Origin of the sequence: Microcella sp. (assembly GCF_040286215.1) — a bacterium.
Lineage (GTDB): Bacteria > Actinomycetota > Actinomycetes > Actinomycetales > Microbacteriaceae > Microcella.
Genome location: NZ_JAVKCK010000017.1, coordinates 307,014 through 324,023 on the forward strand (window position 1 = coordinate 307,014; position 17,010 = coordinate 324,023).

Annotated in this window: 18 protein-coding genes and 1 tRNA gene; 14 read left to right on the forward strand and 5 right to left on the reverse strand. The window is 69.8% G+C overall.

The window, feature by feature from the left end; all coding sequences use genetic code 11:
- Positions 1–192 precede the first annotated feature (192 nt).
- Positions 193–450, forward strand: coding sequence for a hypothetical protein (locus RJQ01_RS09225; protein ID WP_350476428.1), 258 nt, complete (start codon positions 193–195; stop codon positions 448–450).
- A 118-nt stretch (positions 451–568) separates the two neighbouring features.
- Here RJQ01_RS09225 and RJQ01_RS09230 read toward each other — a convergent pair whose 3' ends face one another.
- Positions 569–1,447, reverse strand: coding sequence for a hypothetical protein (locus RJQ01_RS09230; RefSeq protein WP_350476429.1), 879 nt, complete (start codon positions 1,445–1,447; stop codon positions 569–571).
- On the opposite strand from RJQ01_RS09230, the gene RJQ01_RS09235 reads away from it, so the two are divergent.
- Positions 1,436–1,789 carry a DUF2834 domain-containing protein gene (locus tag RJQ01_RS09235; protein WP_350476430.1) on the forward strand — a complete coding sequence of 118 codons (354 nt, stop codon included), beginning with the start codon at positions 1,436–1,438 and terminating at the stop codon, positions 1,787–1,789. The genes RJQ01_RS09230 and RJQ01_RS09235 overlap by 12 nt on opposite strands.
- Positions 1,790–1,881: 92 nt before the next feature.
- Here RJQ01_RS09235 and RJQ01_RS09240 read toward each other — a convergent pair.
- Positions 1,882–1,966 (reverse strand) — tRNA-Leu (locus RJQ01_RS09240).
- 92 nt (positions 1,967–2,058) lie between these two features.
- Here RJQ01_RS09240 and RJQ01_RS09245 point away from each other — a divergent pair.
- A complete protein-coding gene (locus RJQ01_RS09245; RefSeq protein ID WP_350476431.1) occupies positions 2,059–3,384 on the forward strand; it encodes a M20/M25/M40 family metallo-hydrolase in 1,326 nt (441 codons plus the stop codon).
- Between the two features lie 46 nt (positions 3,385–3,430).
- Positions 3,431–4,267 carry an undecaprenyl-diphosphate phosphatase gene (locus tag RJQ01_RS09250; protein ID WP_350476432.1) on the forward strand — a complete coding sequence of 279 codons (837 nt, stop codon included), beginning with the start codon at positions 3,431–3,433 and terminating at the stop codon, positions 4,265–4,267.
- Here the strand turns inward: RJQ01_RS09250 and RJQ01_RS09255 are convergent, their stop codons facing one another.
- A complete protein-coding gene (locus RJQ01_RS09255) occupies positions 4,268–5,197 on the reverse strand; it encodes a proteasome assembly chaperone family protein (protein ID WP_350476433.1) in 930 nt (309 codons plus the stop codon).
- 78 nt (positions 5,198–5,275) lie between these two features.
- Here RJQ01_RS09255 and RJQ01_RS09260 point away from each other — a divergent pair, with 78 nt between their 5' ends.
- Genes RJQ01_RS09260 through RJQ01_RS09305 form a run of 10 tightly spaced genes read left to right on the forward strand, consistent with a single transcriptional unit; the run spans position 5,276 to position 15,765 of the window.
- Entirely contained in the window at positions 5,276–5,965 is a 690-nt protein-coding gene (locus RJQ01_RS09260) for an HAD family hydrolase (protein WP_350476434.1), read from the forward strand.
- Positions 5,962–6,951, forward strand: coding sequence for a tRNA (adenine-N1)-methyltransferase (locus tag RJQ01_RS09265; protein WP_350476435.1), 990 nt, complete (start codon positions 5,962–5,964; stop codon positions 6,949–6,951). The genes RJQ01_RS09260 and RJQ01_RS09265 overlap by 4 nt, the downstream gene beginning before the upstream one ends.
- Before the next feature lie 35 nt (positions 6,952–6,986).
- Positions 6,987–7,964 carry an FKBP-type peptidyl-prolyl cis-trans isomerase gene (locus tag RJQ01_RS09270; RefSeq protein WP_350476436.1) on the forward strand — a complete coding sequence of 326 codons (978 nt, stop codon included), beginning with the start codon at positions 6,987–6,989 and terminating at the stop codon, positions 7,962–7,964.
- Positions 7,965–7,987: 23 nt separating this feature from the next.
- The gene (locus RJQ01_RS09275) at positions 7,988–8,965 is read left to right on the forward strand and encodes a helix-turn-helix transcriptional regulator (RefSeq protein ID WP_350476437.1); all 978 of its coding nucleotides are present in this window, start codon (positions 7,988–7,990) and stop codon (positions 8,963–8,965) included.
- Entirely contained in the window at positions 8,958–9,935 is a 978-nt protein-coding gene (locus RJQ01_RS09280; RefSeq protein ID WP_350476438.1) for a helix-turn-helix transcriptional regulator, read from the forward strand. The genes RJQ01_RS09275 and RJQ01_RS09280 overlap by 8 nt, the downstream gene beginning before the upstream one ends.
- A gap of 42 nt (positions 9,936–9,977) precedes the next feature.
- Complete coding sequence (locus tag RJQ01_RS09285; protein ID WP_350476439.1) at positions 9,978–10,217, forward strand: twin-arginine translocase TatA/TatE family subunit; 240 nt, start codon at positions 9,978–9,980, stop codon at positions 10,215–10,217.
- A 3-nt stretch (positions 10,218–10,220) separates the two neighbouring features.
- Positions 10,221–11,015, forward strand: coding sequence for a twin-arginine translocase subunit TatC (gene tatC / locus RJQ01_RS09290; RefSeq protein ID WP_350476440.1), 795 nt, complete (start codon positions 10,221–10,223; stop codon positions 11,013–11,015).
- Positions 11,016–11,021: 6 nt separating this feature from the next.
- A complete protein-coding gene (locus RJQ01_RS09295; RefSeq protein WP_350476441.1) occupies positions 11,022–13,469 on the forward strand; it encodes a DEAD/DEAH box helicase in 2,448 nt (815 codons plus the stop codon).
- A complete protein-coding gene (gene lnt, locus RJQ01_RS09300; RefSeq protein WP_350476442.1) occupies positions 13,469–15,031 on the forward strand; it encodes an apolipoprotein N-acyltransferase in 1,563 nt (520 codons plus the stop codon). The genes RJQ01_RS09295 and lnt overlap by 1 nt, the downstream gene beginning before the upstream one ends.
- Positions 15,028–15,765, forward strand: a complete 738-nt coding sequence (locus RJQ01_RS09305; RefSeq protein WP_350476443.1) for a polyprenol monophosphomannose synthase — start codon at positions 15,028–15,030, stop codon at positions 15,763–15,765. The genes lnt and RJQ01_RS09305 overlap by 4 nt, the downstream gene beginning before the upstream one ends.
- 12 nt (positions 15,766–15,777) lie before the next feature.
- Here RJQ01_RS09305 and RJQ01_RS09310 read toward each other — a convergent pair whose 3' ends face one another.
- Complete coding sequence (locus RJQ01_RS09310; RefSeq protein WP_350476444.1) at positions 15,778–16,146, reverse strand: RNA polymerase-binding protein RbpA; 369 nt, start codon at positions 16,144–16,146, stop codon at positions 15,778–15,780.
- Between the two features lie 101 nt (positions 16,147–16,247).
- Positions 16,248–17,009, reverse strand: a complete 762-nt coding sequence (locus RJQ01_RS09315) for a glycerophosphodiester phosphodiesterase family protein (RefSeq protein WP_350476445.1) — start codon at positions 17,007–17,009, stop codon at positions 16,248–16,250.
- Between the last annotated feature and the right edge of the window lies 1 nt (position 17,010).

A 17,010-nucleotide genomic window follows, 5' to 3' on the forward strand; every position in this document is an offset into this window, starting at 1 on the left:
ATGATCGAACATACATTCGAATATGGCAACTGCCACCGACACTCGAGCGGCGTGTCGCGCGACCGGGCCCCGGCCCCGCAAGGATCGCGTGCGTGAGCACCTCCGAGATTCCTGTCAGGACGCGGCCGGAGCACGCTCGGCCCGCCAGACTGGAAGCGACCGTCCCACCGGCGAGGGAGAGGAAGCAACCCGATGCAGAGCGAACTGGCCGCCAGAATCTTCGGCGATCGCGCCGACCCGAGCGAGCGGCTGCAGCAGCTCTTCGACGACTACTCGACCACGATGGGAGCCCCACCCTCGGCGCGCGAGTGGACCGCGAAGGTGCTGCGCGATCGCAAGATCGACGCCAAGCTCGACCCTGAGGACGCCGTCGTGGCCCTTCGCCGCGCCTACCCGCGCCTCACGCCGAAGGTCGCGCGGTACCTCGTGGAGGATGCCCGCCAGCGCTGAGCCCGCCCGCGCGCACCCTCGAGCAGCCCGGAGCCTCCGATGACGGAGACCACACCTTCTTCCGCGAGCGCCGCTTGCAGCGCCCGCACCGTTTCACGCGGGGGAGTGCGCGAGGCGGTCACGGCAGCTCGGCGACCCGGCGTCGCAGGAACGCCGCGCCCGCGTGGTCGTGCACGAGGTCGCCCTCGACGACGACGTCGTAGTCCCGAGCGAGCACGCCGTCGGCGGGCCGCACATCGAGGTGCGCGACCGGGATGCCGCGCGCGTGCACGGCGTCGGCCATGCGGTAGTCGGAGCGCGAGTCGCCCGCCGACCACCAGCGCTGCGCCGTCACACCGTGCTCGGCGAACCAGTCGAGCGCACGGTCGGCGCCGCGATCTTTGTCGAGCAGCACTGACTCCACGTCGGTCGAGATGATCGTCGAGTCGATGCGCCACGGCACCCGGCCGTGCGCGTCGTGCGCCGCGCGATCCCGGTAGCGCAGGCCGAGGCCGGCCGCGACGAGCAGCTCGTAGACCTCCGCCTCGAAGCGCCCCTGCGCGAGCTGGTAGGCGGCGGGGGAGACATCCGTGCGCGCCTCGAGCGAGATCATGACGTGCTTGGCGTCGTCGACGAACATCGTGTCGGCGTACTGCTCGCGCGCGTGCCCCTCGACCTGCTCGCGCACCGGCTCCGGCACGGCGAGCTCGCGGTCGATCTCGAGTTCGCCCATGCCCTCGGCGGTGATCGGCGCCCAGCAGCCGCCCTTCTCGAACACGCCGAAGACGTGCGATCGAGCATCCAGGCCGCCGTCGACGAGTCGCGCGACCACCTGCTCGCGCATGAAGGCGTCGCTGCGGCCCGTGATGAAGGCGATCGGGATGCCCGCTGACGCGAGGGTCAGCAGGTCGTCCACGATCGAGCCGAGCGCGATGCGCCGTGACTCGGGGCTCGCGATCGGCCCGTCGACGTCGAGCAGCAGCCCGAACGGGGCGATCATGGTGTCATGACTCGTCACTGGACTGCTCCTGCCATCCTGTTCCTCATCATCGCGATCGTCGGTCTCGTCGGTACCTGGACATACAACATCCAGGCCATCCTGCAGCAGAACGACTTCCTCGGCGACTGGTTCGCCAACGGCCCCGCGGTCGGCTCGCTCACCATGGATCTCCTCATCATGGCAGTCGCCGCGTGCGCGTTCATCGTCATCGAGGGCCGCCGGCTCGGCATGCGCCACCTGTGGGCGTACATCGTCTTCTCGGGCCTCACGGCGATCGCTTTCACGTTCCCGCTCTTCCTCGCGAACCGCGCGCGTCGCCTCCACGAGATCTCGCAGGAGTCGGTCGTGGCCGCGGAATGACGAACGGCCCCGGGCTCGTCGCCTCGGGGCCGTCCACGGCATCTCAGCCGCACTGTCTCAACCAGTTCGCTGTTCACCCACGGGGTGAACCGTGCGCGAGGGGGGACTTGAACCCCCACGCCCTATCCGGGCACTAGCACCTCAAGCTAGCGCGTCTGCCATTTCCGCCACCCGCGCTGGTTGTGGTCGCACCGCTCGCGGCGGCTCGACCGAGGTATGACATTAGCACGGAATGGGCTCTCGACAGCACGGCGGGTAGCGTGGTGACCATGGCCTCCGAGCACCTCGACGACACGGCGCGCATCGCCCGCGATCTGATTCGTTTCGACACGACGAACTACGGCGAGGGGCGCAGCAAGGGGGAGACCGAGGCGGCCGAGTACGTCGGTGCGATCCTCGAGGGTCTCGGGCTGGAGACGGAGTACATCGACTCGGCGACCGGCCGCACGAGCGTCATCACGCATGTCGAGGGCAGCTACGCGACAACCGTCGACACGCAGCGCGGCGAGCGCCCCGGCCTCGTCGTGCACGGCCATCTGGATGTCGTGCCCGCCGACCCTGCGAACTGGTCGGTCGATCCCTTCGCGGGCGAGATCCGCGACGGCATGCTCTGGGGCCGCGGTGCGGTCGACATGAAGGACATGGATGCCATGATCCTCACGGCGCTCGACGAGATCCTCGGCGAAGGTGGACAGCCGAACCGTGATCTGACGATCGCGTTCTTCGCCGATGAGGAGAACGGTGGCGCCTACGGCTCGCACCACATCGTTCAGCACCGGCCCGAGCTCTTCTCCGGGGCGACCGAGGCGATCAGCGAGGTGGGCGGATACTCGGTCGACATCGGCGGCACCCGCGCCTACCTGCTGCAGACGGGCGAGAAGGCTCTCGTCTGGGTCAAGCTCATCAGCCGTGGCACTGCCGCGCACGGCTCGCGCGTCATCCACGACAACGCTGTGACGAAGCTCGCGGAAGCCGTCGTGCGGCTCGGCCGTCACGAATGGCCGCTTCACCTCACGTCGACGACTGAGCTGCTGTTGAGCGAGCTCGGTCGCATCCTCGAGGTCGATGTGGAGACGCTCGGCCCCGACGAAGTCATGCTCCGCACCGGCACGGCGGCAGGCTTTCTCACCGCGACGGTGCGCACGACCAGCAATCCCACGCTGCTGAGTGGCGGGTACAAGCACAACGTCATCCCCGACCGTGCTGAAGCGCTCATCGACCTGCGCATGATGCCCGGGGAGGAGGACGCGATCATCGCCGAGGTGCAGCGGCTGGTGGGAGACGACATCGAGATCGAGGTCATGCACCGCGATCTGGGTCTCGAGAACCCGTTCTCCGGGCCCCTCGTCGACGCGATGGTGGGAACGCTGAACCGTCACGATCCGGAGGCGGAGGTGCTGCCGTACCTCATGAGCGGCGGCACGGACAACAAAGCTCTGAGTCTTCTCGGCATCACCGGCTACGGCTTCGCGCCGCTGCGCCTGACGCCCGAGCTCGATTTTCCCGCGATGTTCCACGGCGTCGACGAACGCGTGCCGCTCGAGGCGCTCAGCTTCGGGCACCGGGCGCTGACCGACCTGCTCACGCACTACTGAGCCGCGTCACCCTCCACCGACCCTCGTTCAGAACGGACGCCGCCGCGTGTCATTCCTCGAAGCCCTCGTCCTCGGACTCATCCAGGGCCTCACCGAGTTCCTCCCGATCTCCTCCAGTGCTCACCTGCGGATCGCGGGGGAGGTGCTGCCGAGCGCGACCGACCCCGGAGCGACCTTCACCGCGATCACCCAGATCGGCACCGAGGCCGCAGTGCTCGTGTACTTCTGGAAGGACATCACGCGCATCATCGGGGCGTGGTTCCGGCATGTGACGCGGCGCGGCCTGCCCGCGAGCGACCCCGACGTGCGCATGGGGTGGCTGATCATCATCGGAACCGTGCCGATCGTCATCATCGGCTTCCTCGCGCAGGAGTACATCCGCTCGGCTTTCCGCTCGCTGTGGCTCGTCGCGATCGTGCTCATCGTCTTCGGCATCCTGCTCGGGCTCGCCGACTGGCTCGGGCGCCGCACTCGCGAGCTCACGCAACTGACGTATCCGCACGGCCTCGCCTACGGTGCCGCGCAGACCCTCGCGCTCGTCCCCGGCGTCTCGCGGTCGGGCGCCACGACCTCGATGGGGCTCGCTCTCGGCTACACGCGCCCCGCGGCCGCACGCTACGCCTTCCTGCTGGCCGTGCCGGCGGTCTTCGGCAGCGGCTTCTACGAGCTGCTCACGGCGATCCGCGAGCCCGGCTCGAGCCCGTTCAGCTACGTCGAGATCGCCGCGGCCACGGTCGTCGCCTTCGGCGTGGGGCTCGCGGTCATCGCGGGCCTCATGGCCTACATCTCGAAGCGCTCGTTCCTGCCCTTCGTGATCTACCGTCTGCTGCTCGGCGGCACGCTGATCGTGCTGCTCGCCACGGGCGTCATCGACCCCCTGTAGCTAGACGGGATTCTCGCCGGCGACCCCGCCCGCGGGCGGGTCGTCGCGGCGACGGCGCAGATACCGCTCGAACTCCTGCGCGATCGCCTCGCCGCTCGCCTCGGGCGCCTCGACCGCGTCGCGCGCCGTCTCGAGCTGCGAGATGTAGGCGGTCATCTCGTCGTCCTCGCCCGCGAGAGTGTCGATGCCCTCCTCCCACGCGCGCGCCTCGTCGAGCAGCTCCCCGCGCGGGATGACGACGTCGACGAGCTCCTCGAGCCGGTCGAGCAGGGCGAGGGTGGCCTTGGGGGAGGGCGCGTTGTGCACGTAGTGCGGCACCGAGGCCCACAGCGAGACGGTCGGGATGCCCGCCTCCTCCGCCGCGGAGGCGATGACGCTGAGGATGCCGACCGGCCCCTCGTAGGTCGAGCGCTCGAGCCCCAGCTCGTCGCGCACCTCCGGGTTCTCGCTCGAGGCGTGCACGGCGATCGGCCGGGTGTGCGGCACGTCGGCGAGCAGCGCGCCCAGCAGGATGATGCCGGTGATGTCGGCGGCGAGGGCCTGGTCGATGGTCTCCGTGGCGAACGTCTTCCAGCCGCGCGAGGGCTCCGTGCCGAGCAGCAGGTAGATGTTCTCGTGGTTGTCGCCGCTCACGTCGAGAGGCGAGTCGGTGCTGGGACGCTCGCGGGGCATCCCGTCGTCGCCCACCGGGCCGAACAGAGTGACGCTCGGCCACTGCAGGCGCCGATTGCCCTCCTCGTCGAGCTCGATCATGGGTCGGTTGAGCTGGAAGTCGTAGTAGTCCTCCGGGTCGATGTCGGCGATCGGAACGACATCGAGCACCTCTTTGAGCGAGCGCACCGCGCCGCTCGCCGCCTCGCCCGCATCGTTCCAGCCCTCAAAGGCGACGACCAGCAGTCGGCCGCCGCGGAACAGATCGCTCGTCGTCACACGCTCACTCTCGTCGCCGGATCCCCGAACCTGACCGGGGCGTCGCCCCAGGATAGAACGCAACTAGACTTGCCCGTCGTGACCACTCCGATCCGCCCCGCCGCCGTGCTCTGGGACATGGACGGCACGATCGTCGACACCGAGCCGTACTGGATGCGCGCCGAGATCGACCTCGTCTCCTCGCACGGCGGCGTCTGGACGGAGGAGGACGGCATGCAGCTCGTCGGATCGGGGCTCATCCAGTCGGCGCGCATCCTGCAGGAGGCAGGTGTCGCGCTGCCCGTCGAGGGCATCATCGACGCGCTCACCGATCGCGTCATGGAGCAGATCGCGAAAGCCGTTCCCTGGCGCCCCGGCGCTCTCGAGCTCATCGAGGCGCTGCGTTCCGCGGGCATCCCGGTCGCGCTCGTGACCATGTCGATACGCCGCATGGCGCTGCAGGTCGCGGCGGCGATCGGAGACGACGTATTCGACGTGGTCGTCGCCGGTGATGACGTGAGCAACCCCAAGCCGCACCCCGAGCCCTATCTGCACGCCGCGCAGAAGCTCGGCGTCAGCATCCACGACTGCGTGGCGATCGAGGACTCCCAGTTCGGGCTCGTCTCCGCCATCGCCTCGGGTGCCGCCACCATCGGGGTTCCGCTGCACCTGGAGCTGCACGAGGGCCCCACGCACGAGCTGTGGCCGAGCCTCGCCGGCCGCGGCGTCGACGACCTCGCTGCCGCGCTCGCGCGTCACCAGCACCGGACGACGGGAGTCGAATCGTGACCCTGCGCCGCCAGAGCGGGCCCTTCGTCGAGGGCGACCAGGTGCAGCTCACCGACCCGAAGGGCCGCCTCAACACGATCACGCTCGTCGCCGGCCAGATCTTCCACAGCCACCGCGGCACGATTGCCCACGACGAGCTCATCGGCCTGCCTGACGGCAGCGTCGTGGACAACTCGAGCGGCATCTCATACCTCGCGCTGCGCCCGCTGCTGACCGACTTCGTCATGTCGATGCCGCGCGGCGCCGCCATCATCTACCCCAAGGATGCGGCTCAGATCCTCGGGCACGCCGACGTCTTCCCCGGCGCTCGGGTCGTCGAGGCCGGCGTCGGCTCCGGCGCGCTCTCGATGTGGCTCCTGCGCGCGATCGGCGACCACGGCGAGCTGCTGTCGTTCGAGCGCCGCGAGGAGTTCGCGCAGATCGCCCGCGGCAACGTGAGCGCCTACTTCGGCGCCGAACCGGCGAACTGGTCGGTGACGCTCGGCGATCTCACGGATGCGCTGCCGGAGCGCGTCGAGAGGGCCAGCGTCGACCGCGTCGTGCTCGACATGCTCGCGCCGTGGGAGTGCCTGGAGGCGGTCGCGCACGCGCTCACCCCGGGAGGAGTGCTGCTGTGCTACATCGCGACCGCGACGCAGCTCTCGCGGGTCGCCGAGGCCATCCGAGGCACCGCGTCGTTCACCGAGCCGGTCTCGAGCGAGACGATGGTGCGCGGCTGGCACGTGGACGGGCTCTCCGTGCGCCCCGACCACCGCATGGTCGCGCACACGGGCTTTCTCATCACCGCGCGACGGCTCGCTGACGGAACCGAGCGCTTCATCAAGGCCAAGCGCGGCTCGAAGACCGAGTTCACCGACGACGACGTCGAGCTGTGGACCCCGGGGGCGGTCGGCGACCGCACGGCGAGCGACAAGAAGCTGCGCAGGGCGGCTCGAGAGGCTCAATCGCTCGCCGAGCGCTCGGCGCGACGCCAGCAGATAGAGTGACCTGCGACGCTTCCCGCCCGATCGAAAGAGGTTCCGTGCGCTCCCTGGCACCCGCGCTCATCCTGACCGCAGCACTGGTCGGCTCGCTCGCCGCGTGCACCGCGCCGATCGACGCGGAGTCCTGCACGCCGCAGATCCCCTCCGGTGAACCCGCCTCCTACGTCACGGCCACTGGCGCCGTCGGTACCGCACCGCAGGTCACTTTCCCGACTCCGTTGCGAGCCGAGAGCGCGCTGCAGGCGGTCGTCGCCAGCGGCGATGAGGGCGCCTCGGTCGCGGGCGCCGGCCAGGTCGTGGACTTCCAGGTGAGCCTCTTCAACGGTACAGACGGCGAGCTCATCACCCAGACCTCCTACGACCCGGACGCCGCACCCGTGCGTCGCACGGCGGGCGCCGACACCGACATCCTTGCGAGCGTCGTGCAGTGCGCGGCTGTCGGCTCGCGCATCGCCGCGACCGGCACGATCGCCGATGTGTTCGGCGCGGGCCAGCTCGACCCCGGTCTAGGCCTCGCCGACGACGATGCGGTCGTCATGGTCATCGATATCGAGGCGGTCTACCTCGGCAAGGCCACGGGCATCCCCCAGCTGGGACGCCAGGGCGTTCCGGCCGTGGTGACAACGCCCGAGGGCGTGCCCGGCATCACGATCCCGAACGAGGATGCCCCGAGCGATCTCATCGTGCACACGCTCGTGCGCGGTCAGGGCACCGAGGTAGCGGAGGGCGATTCCGTCGTGCTCCACTACACGGGCGTGCTCTGGAGTACCCAGCGCGTGTTCGACTCGAGCTGGCAGCGCGAGGTGCCGTCGACGTTCACGGCGGCGAGCTTCGAGAACGACCCTTCCGGTGTCGTCCCGGGTCTGGCCGAGGGACTCATCGGGCAGACCGTCGGCTCGCAGGTGATCGTCGTCATCCCGCCAGCGCTGGGATACCCCGCCGGGCAGGCGCCGGCGAGCGTGCCGGACGGCTCGACGATGGTGTTCGTCGTCGACATCCTCGGCCTCGAAGGCTGACCCCGGAAAGCGCCGGAGCACTCGTGGCCCGCACGATTCCCGTCGAGGAGCGCCTCTTCAGCCTCGTGCTGGCGCTGCTCGCCACCGAGCACGGTCTCACGAAGCACGAGATCCTGTCCACCGTCACGGGCTACGCGGCCCGCTACGCGTCGGAGCGCGATCGGGGCAATCTCGAGCGGCAGTTCGAGCGCGACAAGGAAGAGTTGCGCGATCTCGGCGTGCCCTTGGAGACCTTCGATGCGCACGGTGCGGAGAATGACACGAAGTTCCAGCGCTACCGCATTCCGGCCGACCGCTATCAGCTGCCCGACGCGGTGCGCTTCACCGCCGACCAGTACGCGCTCCTCGGTCTGGCTGCGCAGGTGTGGCGCGAGGGCTCGCTGTCTCAGGACTCGCGTCGCGCGCTCACGAAGCTGCGGTCGCTCGGCCTCGCGCTCGACGACGCCGTCATCGGCATGGCGCCGACGATCCGCACCCGTGACGCCGCGCACGAGCCGCTGACGCTCGCGATCGACCGCGGGCAGCAGGTCACCTTCCGCTACCTCAAGCCGGGTCGCACGACGGCGGAGCTGCGTCGTGTCTCGCCGCTGGCCCTGGTGCATCACGAGGGACGCTGGCACCTGCAGGCCCATGATGATGTCGCGGATGCCGCGCGCACGTTCCTGCTGCGCCGCATCGTGGGCCAGGTGTCGGTCGTCGGCGCCGCGACCCGGCGGCCGGCCGCGGACGAGCCGGCCAGGGCGCTGGCGGAACTGCGGGAGATCTGGCAGCGGACGGTCGCCGTCGTGCGCCCCCGCTCAGGCAGCGAGGCCGATGTCGTGCTGCGCAACCGCGCAGAGACGCGCGCCCTCGACGACGCGCTCGAGGTGCGCACGACCGATCTCGACGTCCTGGCCGACGAGCTCACCGCCTTCGGGGCGGACGTCGTGGTCGTGGAGCCCGCCACGCTGCGCAGCGCGGTGCGGGAGCGCTGGCAGGCGATCCTGGAGCGTCATGGCTGAGCGCGCGCCCGCACCGAAGGCAGGGGACAAGCTCACCTTCCTCCTGGCACTCGTGCCCTACCTGATCGATCAGGTGCGCGTGAGCGTCGACGAGGCCGCAGCCCACTTCGGCGTGCCGCCGCAGCGCGTGCGCGACGCTGTGTCGCTCATCACGACGAGCGGCCTGCCCGGCGACGACGGGGCGTACTCGCACGCCGATCTGTTCGACATCGACTGGACGGCGTATGAGCAACGCGGCGTCATCACGATCATCCGCGCACCCGTCGACGAGATCCCGCGGCTGTCCTCTCGGGAAGCCGCCGCGCTGCTCGCTGGCCTGCAGGTGCTCGCCGCGAGCCCGAGCTTCGCCGCGCGCACCGACGCTGTGGAGCTCATGGAGCTCCTCGGCCGCGGTGCGTCGGAGTCGATCGCGCCCGTCGCCGTCGCCCCCTCGGCCCCCGACGATCTCCGCGGGCTCCTCACGCGCGCGCTCGATGAGGGGCTGCGGGTACGCCTCGACTACGTGTCGACCCGCGGCGAGCGTCACCATCGGGAGGTCGATCCGATCCGCCTCGACGGCCTCGACGACGTCTGGTACCTGAGGGCATGGTGCCTGCTGAGGGACTCGGAGCGCACCTTCCGACTCGACCGCATCGCCGGGGCAGAGCTGATCGGGCCCAGCGCCCAGCACGAGGCCGTCGCCGTCGACCCGGCGCAGCTGTTCCGCCCTGCACCGAGCGATCAGCGGGTCACCCTGCGTCTACCCGTCTCCTCCCTGACCCTCGTCGCCGACTACCGCGGCCCCGACGACGAACTGCACGTCGACTCTGACAGCGGAGTGGCCACGCTCACGCTCATGGTCGGACACGACGGCGTTCTCGGCAGGCTCGTCAGCAGCGCGCCGGGGTCGATCGAGATCGTGGCTCCGCCGGAGGCGCGCGCGACGGTCGCGGCGTGGGCACGCACGGCTCTTGCCGAGGAAACCGTCTAGACTCGTCGCACACTGCTTCTCGAGCACAAAGGACCAGAGAACATGCCGGCAAACCTTGGAGGCTGGACGGGCCTCATCCTCCTCCTCGTCGTGATCCTGCTCTTCGCGGCGCCCAAGCTTCCCCAGCTCGCCCGCAGCCTCGGTCAGTCGATGACGATCTTCAAGAAGGAGATCAAGAACAAGGACGGCGAGCCTGCCGCCGACGCCAGCGGCGACGCCGCCTCGACACGGCAGGATTCGACCGGTTCCGGCGAGGGCTCCGACTCCTCCAACACGAAGTAGCGCGTGTCAGGCCGCACGCCGCGGCCCCGGAATCCCGAGGGCCGCATGTCCCTCGGCCAGCACCTCGTCGAGTTGCGCAAGAGGCTCACGCGCGCCGGGGCGGCGATTCTGATCGCCGCGATAGCGGGGTTCATCGTGGCCGAGGACATCTGGCGCGAGCTCAGCAGGCCGCTCGTGCGAATCGCCGAAGAGCAGGGTCGCGAAGCGCAGATCAACTTCACCGCGATCACCGAGGCGTTCGACACGCGCATGGTGATCGGTCTCACGTTCGGGATCGTCGTCGCGTCACCGATCTGGCTCTACCAATTGTGGGCGTTCATCGTTCCCGCGCTGCACCGCAAGGAGAAGGGTTACGCCATCGGCTTCCTCGCGGTGTCCGTGCCCCTGTTCCTCGCAGGGTGCACAGCCGGCTGGTTCGTCTTTCCGAACATTGTCACCCTTCTCACCAGCTTCGCCTTCGATGACTCCACGACGCTGCTCACCGCGCGCTTCTACCTCGACTTCGCTCTCAAGCTCATCATCGCGATCGGTGTTGGCTTCGTGCTGCCCGTTGTGCTCGTCATGCTCAACTTCGCCCGTGTGCTCATGGGGTCGAGCATCCTCAAGGGCTGGCGCGTCGCGATCCTCGCGATCACGCTCTTCACGGCCCTCGCGACCCCCGCCGCCGACATCCTGTCCATGTTCGTCCTCGCGATTCCGATGGTCGGCCTGTACTTCCTCGCTGCGGCCGTCGCCGTGCTCAACGATCGCCGCGTTGAGCGGCGCGAGGCGAAGCTCGCTGCCGCCTACGACGAGTAGGGCGGGATGACGATAGAGCCCTCTCCGGCCGAGCGCTACGCCACCGCGCGGACGCTGCGCGGCCTGCCGCGCCTGCGGGCCTTTCGCGACGGCCTGCCACTCGACCTCGACCCCTTCCAGCTGGCGGCCTGCCAGGCGCTCGAGGAGGGACGCAGCGTGCTCGTGGCCGCACCGACCGGCGCGGGCAAGACGATCGTGGCCGAGTTCGGCGTGTTTCTCGCGATGTTCGAGCCGAAGGCGAAGATCTTCTACACGGCGCCGATGAAGGCGCTCAGCAACCAGAAGTACACCGAGCTCGTCGCCGAGTACGGCGCGAGCGAGGTCGGCCTGCTCACGGGCGATACGAACATCAACGCGAGCGCCCGCATCGTCGTCATGACGACCGAGGTGCTGCGCAACATGCTCTACGCCGATTCGCCGTTGCTCCTGGATCTCGCGTACGTGGTCATGGACGAGGTGCACTACTTGGCCGACCGCTTCCGCGGGGCGGTGTGGGAGGAGGTCATCATCCACCTGCCGCTCGCGGTGCGCCTCATCTCGCTGAGCGCGACCGTCTCGAACGCCGAGGAGTTCGGAGACTGGCTGCAGGCGGTGCGCGGCGACACCGACGTCATCGTGAGTGAGACCCGACCGGTGCCCCTCACGCAGCACGTGCTCGTGCGCTCGAAGCTGCTCGACCTGTTCGACTCCTCGGGGCAGGCGGCGACGAACCGCGTGAACCCCGAGCTCGTGCAGCTCGCGCGTGCCGGTGGGGCGAAGGTGCACCGCGGTCGCGGCCATCATCCGAAGCGCTGGGAGAAGAGGGCGGGGCGCACGGGCGGGTTCGGAGACGAGGGCCGGATGGACCGCGCGGCGGTCGCGGGGATGCTGGGCGCCAGGAATCTGCTACCGGCGATCTTCTTCATCTTCAGCCGGGCGGGCTGCGATGCGGCCGTGCGCCAGCTTGTCCGCTCGGGTGTGCGGCTCACCGATCAGGCCGAGCGGGACGAGATTCGTGCGATCGTCGAGGAGCGCTGCCGCACGCTGCGCGACGACGATCTGGCCGTGCTCGGATACTGGGAGTGGCTCGACGGCCTGCAGCGCGGCGTCGCCGCCCATCACGCGGGTCTGCTGCCGGCCTTCAAGGAGGTCGTGGAAGAGCTGTTCCAGAAGAAGCTCCTGCGTGTGGTCTTCGCGACCGAGACGCTCGCCCTCGGCATCAACATGCCGGCGCGCACGGTTGTGCTCGAGAAGCTCGAGAAGTTCAACGGCGAGGCACGCGTGCCCATCACACCGGGGGAGTACACGCAGCTCACGGGCCGAGCCGGCCGACGCGGCATCGACACCGAGGGCCACGCCGTCATCCAGTGGACCGGCGGGCTCGACCCGCAGGCGGTCGCCTCTCTCGCCTCCCGGCGCACCTACCCGCTCAACTCGAGCTTCCGACCGACCTACAACATGGCGGTCAACCTCATCGAGCAGTTCGGCCGCGACCGCGCACGCACGATCCTCGAGAGCAGCTTCGCGCAGTTCCAGGCCGATCGTGCCGTCGTCGACCTCGCGCGCACGGTGCGCAAGCAGCAGGAATCGCTGCAGGGATATGCGACGGCGATGGAGTGCCACCTCGGAGACTTTGGCGAGTACTCGAGTCTGCGCCGCGAGCTGAACGACCTGGAGAAGGGCTCGACAGGCCCGGGCAAGGGCGCGTCGCAGGCCGACCGCCTGCGCCGCCAGAAGCAGATCGAGGGTGTGCGCAAGCGTATGCGCACACATCCCTGCCACGGATGCGCCGATCGTGAGGCGCACGCGCGCTGGGCAGAGCGCTGGTGGCGGCTGAAGCGTGAGAATGACAAGATCAGTCGCCAGATCTCCGGCCGCACGGGTGCCGTCGCCGCGGTCTTCGACCGCGTCACGCTCGTGCTCGAGAAGCTCGACTACCTGACGAAGGACGAGCACGGGCGCACCGCTCTCACCGTCCACGGCCGCTCCCTGCGCCGCATCTACGGGGAGCGCGATCTGCTCGTCGCCGAGTGCCTGCGTCGCGGACACTGGAAGGACCTCGATGCTCCGGCCCTCGCCGCCATGGCGAGCGCGATCATCTTCGAGGCGCGTCGTGACGACGGTCAGGCACCCGAGTACAACCTTCCGCGCGGGGCCTTCCGCCCCGCCCTCGAGCGCACCCAGGAGCTGTGGGCGCGGCTTGACGACCTCGAGCGCGATCACCGCCTGCCCGGCTCGATCCCGCTCGCCACCACGCTCGCCCTGCCCCTGCAGCGTTGGGCGCAGGGGGCGAGCCTCGATGCCGTCCTGCGCGACGCCGATATGGCAGCGGGCGACTTCGTGCGATGGACCAAGCAGACCATCGACCTCCTCGACCAGATCTCCCTCGTCGCCGACGGCGGCGTCGGCCGTACCGCGCGGTCGGCCCTCGATGCGATCCGGCGCGGCATCGTCGCCTACAGCTCGGTCGCCTGATGGACCACGGCACCCTGGCCCCCGCACCACGCGCATCCGCGTGGTCGCTCCCCGTTGCGCCTCGGCTCCCGCTCGCCCTCCTGATGGGCGCTGCCGGGGGCTGGATGACCGACCTCGGGTTCCCGGACGGCGCGGCGTGGCCCTTCACCATCGCCGGTGTCGCCCTCGTGCTGGCAAGCCTGCGGGGCCGCAGCGTCGGCGGCGCTCTCTTGGTCGGTGCCGTGAGCGGCTTCGCGTTCTACGGCACTCTCATCGAGTGGCTCACCATCTACCTCGGCGTGGTGCCGTGGCTCGCCCTCACCCTGGCCCAGGTGTTCTTCACCTCCCTCGGTGCGGTCGTCATCGCTCTGGCGTGGCGCTGGGTGCCGAAGGCCTGGCCCGGTACGGCGGGGCGGCTTCTGCTGACCCCGGTGATCGTCGCCGGCGCCTGGACGCTGCGGGAGGCCGTCTCGAGCGTCTTCCCGTTCGGCGGCTTCGCGTGGGGCCGGCTCGCACACAGCCAGGCCGAGGGTCCCCTCGCGCACTGGGCGGCGTGGGTCGGATTCTCGGGGTTGACGTGGCTTCTCGCCACGCTGGCCGCGCTGATCGTGGTCGTGGTGATCGAGTCGCGCGAGGGTCTGCTGCGGCGCAGCCTCCTCGTCGTCGGCGTCACGGCCGCCGCGCTCGTCTGGCCCGCGTTCCCCGTGGCCATCAGCGGCACGACGACCGTCGCCGCGGTGCAGGGCGACTCCGATGCGGGGCTGTTCGCCGGGCGCGAGCCCGGCGACATCTTGCGGGATCACTACGAGGCCACGGTGCCACTGTTCGACACCGGGCTCGCACCGGACATGGTCGTGTGGCCGGAGAACGCCTCTGACCTCGACCCGCTGCGCAGCGAGCTCTCGGCCGCGGTGCTCGACGAGGTGAGCGACCGCCTCGACGCACCCGTTGTCGTCGGCACCATCACGGTCGCCGACGAGAAGACCTACAACAGCGCACTCCTCTGGCGGGCCGGTGAGGCGGCGGTCGACCAGTACGACAAGGTACGACCCGTGCCCTTCGCCGAGTACCTGCCGGCGCGGGACTTCTTCTACCCGCTCGCGCCCGAGCTCTTCGACCTCGTTCCGCGCGACTTCGCCTTCGGGCAGCGCGACACCGTCTTCGACATCGACGGCGTGATCGCCGGCATCGCGATCTGCTTCGACATCGTCGACGACGACCTCGTGCACCGCATGGTCGACGAGGGCGCCCAGGTGCTGCTGGCACCCACCAACAACGCCGACTTCGGGCGCACCGATCAGAGCGTGCAGCAGCTCGGCATCGCGCGTCTGCGGGCGATCGAGCAGGGCCGCAGCCTCGTCAACGCCTCCACGGTCGGCGCGAGTGCGATCGTCGCACCCGACGGCTCGACGATCGTCGACCTGCCGCTATTCCAGAAGGGAACGATGGTCGCAGAGGTACCGCTGAGCGACACCATCACGCCAGCCCACGCGCTCGGGCGCACGGTCGAGTGGTTCGCGATCCTGCTGACACTGTCGAGCAGCATGGTCGCCGGAGCACTCGCGCGACGGGAGCGCTCGTGAAGGGCGCGCTCGTGGTCGTGCCCACCTACAACGAGGCGGCGAGCATCCGCACCATCACCGCCCGCATCCGGGACGCCGTGCCCGACGCGGACGTGCTCATCGTCGACGACGCGTCGCCGGATGGCACGGGGGCGATCGCGGATGAGCTGGCCGCGGGCGATCCCGGCATCGCGGTGCTCCACCGACCGCTCAAGAGCGGCCTCGGGTCCGCCTACCTGGACGGGTTCGCCCGTGCTCGCACGGGCGGGTACCGGTATGTGGTCGAGATCGACGCGGACGGCTCGCACGACCCGCTCGAGCTGCCGGCGATGCTCGCCCTCGCGGAGTCGGAGCAGCTGGATCTCGTGATCGGCTCACGATGGGTGCCGGGCGGCGCGGTCGTCAACTGGCCGTGGTCGAGACGCTTCATCTCCCGCACGGGCAACCGGTATGCCCGCTCCATGCTCGGCTCGCGCACGCGCGACATCACGGCGGGGTTCCGCGTCTACCGTGTGAGCGCCCTCGACGGCCTGGACCGCGCCGTCGTGTCCTCGCAGGGCTACTGCTTCCAGGTCGAGCTGGCCTGGCGAGTCGAGAGCGCAGGAGGCCGCGTGCGCGAAGTGCCGATCCAGTTTGTGGAACGTGTGAGCGGGCGCTCGAAGATGGGGCCGGGGATCGTCGCGGAGGCGCTCTGGCGGGTCACCGTCTGGGGGGTCGCGAGACGGCTCGGTCGGTCACCCCTGCGGGACGCCTAGGCCGACGCGGAGCTAGGCACCCTTGCGCGTGGCGCCTCCACGGCGCTCGCGCAAGAGTGCGAGGCGATCCTCGAGAAGCTCCTCGAGCTCGTCTCGGGTTCGGCGCTCGAGCAGCATGTCCCAGTGCGTGCGCGCGGCCTTGATCTCGCTCTCGACGAGATCGACGGGAGTGCCGTCGGGGGAGAGCAGCACGCCCTCCTTGCCCGACTTGGGGGACTGCCAGCGGTCGGGCAGCTCGGCGTCGGAGGCGAAGATCACGTCGAAGGTCTCGCCGTCGGACGTGCGGAACTGGACGCGCTGGCGGGACGCGAACTCGACGCCCTCCTCGGTCTGCATGCTCTGGGAGCCGAGTCGCATGCCTCGCAGTGTCCGATCTGCCATCGCGCACCTCCATCAGTTGGCGGAAAGTTCATGTATAGGTATAGAGCCCACAGGCCCTTCGCGGCCTGCGCACCGGGGGTTTCCCAGAGACTTGCCAGCGCTTACGGACGTGAGCGAACCGCATCGACCGCGAGATCCGCGCGATCCGTCACGATGCCGTCGACCCCGAGATCGAGGAGGCGGTGCATCGCGTCGACGTCGTTGATCGTCCAGACGTGCACCTCGACGCCCGCCGCATGGTACTGGCGGAGTCGCGCCGGAGTGACAGTGGAGAGGCCGAGGGCGCGTTCGGGAATCTGCACAGCCTGGATGCCCCGCAGCAGGCGACGCACGGCCGGTCCTCCGCGCACCGTGGCGGCGAGGAGCGCGCCCGCGAAGACCGGCCCCGAGGCGCTCGTCGCGACCGCGGGCAGCAGCGCGAGCGCCGCGCGCCGTCGCCGCTCGCTGAACGAGGTGAGGAGCACGCGCCGCTCCGCGCGCAACGAGCTGATCATCTCGACGGCAGAGGGGATCGCCGCCGCCGCCTTGAGGTCGATGTTGAACCGTGCGTCGGGAAAGGCGTCGAGGGCCTCGGCGAGCGTGGGCATGTGCTGCCCATCGCCGAGGTCGAGAGAGCCCAGCTCAGCCGCGGTGAGGTCGCCGACCCTCTCGGGCCTGCCGAGCACGCGGGAGAGGTCGGGATCATGGGCGACGACCGCGACGCCGTCGGCACTCGCGTGCACATCGGTCTCCAGGTAGTCGACGCCGTGCGCGAGCGCGTGCGCGAAGGCGAGCAACGTGTTCTCCGGCGCCTCCAGCGCGAGCCCCCGGTGCGCGAGCACGCGGGGGCCGGCGGGGGAGAAGTAGTGGTCCTCCGGCGACACC